The organism is Devosia psychrophila (genome assembly GCF_000971275.1).
GTDB classification, from domain to species: domain Bacteria; phylum Pseudomonadota; class Alphaproteobacteria; order Rhizobiales; family Devosiaceae; genus Devosia; species Devosia psychrophila.
Map to the genome: position 1 here is coordinate 1 of NZ_LAPV01000027.1, position 1,046 is coordinate 1,046.

General features: G+C 59.7%; 1 protein-coding gene. It reads right to left on the minus strand.

The window, feature by feature from the left end; genetic code table 11:
* Positions 1–57: 57 nt before the first annotated feature.
* Positions 58–1,046 (minus strand): MFS transporter (locus tag WH91_RS02935; protein ID WP_046169531.1); only part of this gene is annotated, 989 nt, incomplete at its 5' end.

Here is a 1,046-nt window from a genome sequence, read left to right on the forward strand (position 1 = left end):
GGAATAATGGTAATTAAGAGTTTTCAACCGCGCTGCCTCAGGAGAATGCCCGAATGTTTAGCAGCTTCGAGTAGCGCCAAGTTCCGGCAGATGCCAGCGCACGAGGCCGAGTCCTATAAGGGCAAGTGCGGTAAAACCCGCACCCGCAAGAAAAGTCGCTGCCGGTCCAAAGCTGTCCCAGAGGACACCTGCCAGAATGCTGGCGACTAGAAGGGCTAGTCCGCCCATCAGGTTGAACATTCCATAAGCCGTCCCTCGCAACTCCGGCGGCGCGGTATCCGCCACAAGGGTCGCGAGTAGCCCCTGCGTTACGCCCATGTGCAAGCCCCAAAGGGCCACTCCAATGGCAACGCCAGTCAGCCCGGGCGCGAACGCCAACACAAGGTTGGCGGCTATCAGCAGGGAAAACCCGACGATGAGCACAGTCAAACGGTTATATCGGTCGGAGAGTATCCCAGCCGGATAGGCTGCAAGCGCATAAACGAAGTTCATTACCACCAGCACCATGGGGATGAGCACGAGGGGCAGGCCGGTGCCTTGTGCCCGCAGTGCCAGAAACGCCTCGCTGAATCGGGCAAGTGTGAATATCGTCGCCACACCGACAACCAGCCAGTAGCCGGAGCCTAAACGCTTCAGTTCGGGCAGGCTTAGCGGAAAGCGCACCTTGCGCAGCCCCGCAGGACGCTCTGGCTCTCGAACGGCAAAAAGCAGAAGCCCGAGCGCGAGAAAGGCTGGAATAACAGCGACCCAGAACACCGCCTGAAAGTTGTTGGCAGTCAGCCACATCAGGCCTATGGCCAGCAATGGACCGAGGAATGCGCCAACGGTGTCGAGGGACTGGCGCAGTCCAAAGCTCGCCCCGCGTAGATGAGCTGGCGCGATATCGGCCACAAGGGCATCACGCGGCGCACCTCGTATGCCCTTGCCTATCCTGTCGATGAAACGCGCAGCCACCAGCCAGCTCACCGACGCCGCCATAGGGAATATTGGCTTTGTAAATGCCGCGAGGCCATAGCCAATGACCGCACGGAGCTGACGCTTGCTTA